Origin of the sequence: Mucilaginibacter sp. (assembly GCF_036383575.1) — a bacterium.
GTDB lineage: Bacteria > Bacteroidota > Bacteroidia > Sphingobacteriales > Sphingobacteriaceae > Mucilaginibacter.
On the sequence record NZ_DASVOB010000251.1, the window covers coordinates 1 to 4,415 of the forward strand.

Here is a 4,415-nt window from a genome sequence, read left to right on the forward strand (position 1 = left end):
TGACATGCTTGCTTCACTGAACACTTCGGTTCCGGTAACCATTGGTGCAGCGCCATCTGCCGAAAACTATGGTATCATCAATACATTCGGTTATGAGATCTCTGCAAGCTGGAAAGATAAGATAGGATCAAACTTCAGTTATAGTTTCAGCCCATTCTTTGCCTGGAGCGATAATAAATATATCAAATATGATATCGCTGCGGCCCAGGTAGGTACCATTCAGGACCTGACCGGTAAATCAGGCGATCCGGGTACACTTGGTTACAAATCACTCGGGATCATCCGTACGCAAGCTGATGCCGATGCGATCATTGCCCAAAGGGCTGCCGCAGCCGGCGGCGCGCAAAACGTTAAGATCTTCGGTTATACACCGACTCCCGGTATGATCAACTATGTTGATAAAAACGGTGACGGTATCATCAAACAAAATGATATTAATGATCAGTTTTATTTAGGCAACAAAGCATCAAACCACTACAATCTTGGTCTTAACTTCGGAGGTTCTTATAAAACACTAAGCTTAAACGTGGTGATGGGCATGAGCTGGGGCGGTACGCAATCAATTGAGAGCGCGGCCATTAAACAAGCTACTGCTAACCAGAACAGGCCGGTATTTTGGGCCGATCACTGGACGCCAACCAACACAAATGCTAAATTCCCTGATCCGTACTACTCAGATGATGTGAGTGTTACAAGTGATTTCTGGTTTGTTAGTCCGTTCACCTGGAATATCTCCAGCGCTAACTTAAGCTATACGCTGCCTGCCGGTTTAACCAAAAGGCTCGGCATGTCAAGCATCAGGGCATACGTTGTGGCTACAAACCCTATCAACTTTGTAAATCCGTTCCCTGATCATTATCGTGATATTTCATCACCATTTGGGGTATATCCCAACTTACGTACAGTATCTTTTGGTTTAAACTTAGGCTTCTAAACTTTGAAAGACATGAAATTATTTAAAACCATATTTGCAGCTTTGATCGTATCAGCCCTGTTTACAAACTGTAAAAAGGTGCTCGATAAAGAGGATCTTACCCATAGCACGCCCAGCCAGGTATTTAATGACTCAACGGTAGCTATCTTAAATATCAATTATCTGTACACCGCTAACCAACCCGGTTGGTTTGGTGATACCGGAGGCGCTATTGGCGGCGGCGGCGACAAATGCGACGAGTTTTACAGCGATAACGCATATGTAAAAGGCACGGTTACTATTGAAACCGTTGGCGATATCGGCACATCGGTAAACATCAGCAATAATTACGGTCGGATCCGTAATATCAACCAAACCCTGCAGGACCTTGATGCCAGTACTTTACCTGCCTCTACCAAAAACAGGTATAAAGCACAGGCTTATTTTTGGAGGGCTTTCAGGTATTTTGATCTGGTAAGGTTATACGGCGGCGTTCCGCTGGTATTAAAACCACTTGATGCTATTGGCCAGGATGCCAAAAGCGCGGCCTTATTGCCTCGTAACAAAACTTCAGAATGCTTTAAACAAATTGTGAGCGATTTGGACAGCTGTATCAAATACCTGCCTGCTAAATGGAGCGGAAGCGATTATGGCCGTATTTCATCGGCAGCTGCCGCCTCGTTCAAAGGCAGGGTGCTGTTAACCTATGCAAGTCCTCAGTTTAACCCCAGCAATGATGCTGCACGCTGGCAAACTGCTGCTGACGCCAATGATAAGGCGATCCAGATCCTGACTGCCAATAACTACGGCTTAAACTCGTCATATGATAATATGTGGTTTACCGAAAGCAGCAGCAACCCTGAAGCTATTTTGGTTACAGGTTACAACACATCTTCAACAGATCAAAACCAGAATAACAACACTTATGATAATGCAACCCGGCCGGCTTATTTGGGTACCAAAGGTGGTTCAAATCAGCCTACCTGGGATATTGTAAAATCATACCCCATGCTTGACGGTAAAGCTCCCGGCACGTCATCAAAATATGCTTATGACGATTCAAAGTTTTTTGACAACCGCGATCCTCGGTTTAACAAAACTATTGCCTATAACGGTTGTAACTGGCCTATTAACGGTAACACTTCATACCGCCTGTGGACTTACTTTTACTACAACAAGGCAGATGGTTCAGGTGTTAAGACTACTGAACCGGCATCAGCAACAAATTCCGGGTTTTATCTGCGTAAAGCTATCGACCCAAATGTTAGCGTAGCTAATGCACCTTATGTAGGTACCGATTGGATGGAGATCCGTTATGCCGAAGTTTTATTAAATCAAGCCGAATGTGCTGCCGCTTTGGGTAACGTAACTACCGGCTATACCAATATTGCAGCTATCCGGAAACGTGCCGGGATTGAGGCAGGTGCTGATAACCAGTACGGTTTAGATGCAGGTATGAGCCCTGATCAAATGATCACCGCTATCATGAATGAGCGCAAAATTGAGTTTGCTTTTGAAGGTAAACGCTACTGGGATCTTCGCCGCCGTAAACTGCTTGAAAGCACATTGAACGGCTCGAAAAGAACAGGCCTCACAGTTACGCTTAACAACAACGCAAGTGCTAAAGATTATATCACCGGTACAAGGGATGCTTCGGCAACTGCGTCATTGGATGCGTTGTACAGCACATCGTTCACGGTTAAAACCAAAACATTGGATTCATACAGTATAGCGGTACAGGCGGGCGATTACTTTTTCGGTATCCCTGCGGCTGCATTGTTAAACAATGTCAATTTACAACAAAACAACACCTGGGGTGGGCCGTTTGATCCGCTTCAATAATAAATTAATTGAACGATGGGTACCTGCTAACCAATCAACAGAAAGAATATTACCAATATAGAATATGAAAAAACACACAGCTTTATTTTTAGTAGCAGCGGCATTGGGTTTAGCTAAACCGGCTTTTGCCCAATACCCTGAAGTGCCGGAAAAGGTTAAAGCAGAGAGTGAAGCTTTGATGAAAGAGGCTACCCGTCGTTCAGATTCAGCATGGGCTGTTGCCCTGCCAATTATCCAGGCTGATCAAAGGCGAGGCAAAGTATTTGTGCCATGGGCAGCACGCCCCACAGATCTTCCGCAGGCTAAGATCCCGGCTTTTCCGGGTGCAGAAGGGGGCGGTAAATTTACTTTTGGCGGTCGCGGTGGTAAAGTATACGTGGTTACCAGTTTGGAAGATAACGGTCCCGGTACCCTGCGCGAAGCTTGCGAAAAAGGCGGCGCCCGTATCGTGGTGTTTAACGTAGCAGGTATCATCAGGATCAAAACACCGATCATTGTACGGGCACCATATATCAGCATTGAAGGGCAAACTGCTCCGGGTGACGGCGTTTGTATTGCCGGCGAATCATTTTGGGTTAACACGCACGATGTTGTGATCCGTTATATGCGTTTCCGCCGCGGTGAAACCAATGTTGGTCGCCGGGATGATGCATTAGGTGGCAACCCTGTTGGTAACATCATAGCCGATCACGTATCAGCAAGCTGGGGCCTTGACGAAAACTTTTCGATGTACCGCCACATGTTTGATCCGGGAGATGGATCGAAAGAAGAAAAATTGGGTACGGTGAATATTACTATCCAAAACTGTATCTACTCCGAATCATTGGATTACTGGAACCACGCTTTCGGTTCAACAACAGGCGGCGAAAACAGCTCATTGATGCGTAACCTTTGGGCCGATAATACAGGTCGTAACCCATCGGTAGGTTGGAATGGTGTTTACAACTTTGTAAACAACGTGGTATTTAACTGGCACCACCGTTCAATGGATGGCGGCGATTATACTACCAATTACAACGTGATCAATAACTACTTTAAACCAGGGCCGGTTACACCTAAAGACGAACCGGTTGGTCACCGCATCCTGAAGCCGGAATCGGGCAGGAGCAAGCTGAAAGAAAAGTTCTTTGGTCGTGTTTATGCCTCAGGCAATATCATGGAAGGTTATCCAGAAGTTACCAAAGATCCATGGAAAGGTGGCATCCAGGTTGAAGGCCCCGGTGGTAAGGAGTTACCTGATGCTGGCCAGTACAAGGATTATATGAAAGCTGATGAGCCGTTCCCTATGCCATCGTTAACTATCTTATCGGCAACTGACGCGTTTAAATTTGTTATAGCCAACGCCGGTGCAACCCTGCCAAAACGCGACCCTGTTGATGTACGCATCACCGAACAGGCACGTACAGGGAAGATCACTTACAAGGATATGGAAACCGACACTGCTTACCAGTTTAAAGTGCGGAAATTACCTAAAGACTCGTACAAATTGGGGATCATCACTGCCCCATGGCAGGTTGGCGGCTATCCTGAATATAAAGGTACTCCTTATAAAGATTCGGACAATGACGGTTTGCCTGACGCCTGGGAACTGGCTCACGGACTGAACCCTAAAGACGGCAAAGACTCGGCCCTGCCTGCAAAAAATGGCGGCGGTTATACT

2 protein-coding genes and 1 pseudogene are annotated in these 4,415 nt (G+C 46.1%); all 3 read left to right on the forward strand.

Features of this window, described 5'->3' with window-relative positions:
- Positions 1 to 934: pseudogene (locus VF500_RS08955) on the forward strand (SusC/RagA family TonB-linked outer membrane protein); the annotation flags it as partial.
- 12 nt (positions 935 to 946) lie between these two features.
- Positions 947 to 2,755, forward strand: coding sequence for a RagB/SusD family nutrient uptake outer membrane protein (locus tag VF500_RS08960; protein WP_330859350.1), 1,809 nt, complete (start codon positions 947 to 949; stop codon positions 2,753 to 2,755).
- A 64-nt stretch (positions 2,756 to 2,819) separates the two neighbouring features.
- A partial coding sequence (locus tag VF500_RS08965; protein ID WP_330859351.1) for a polysaccharide lyase occupies positions 2,820 to 4,415 on the forward strand: 1,596 nt, incomplete at its 3' end.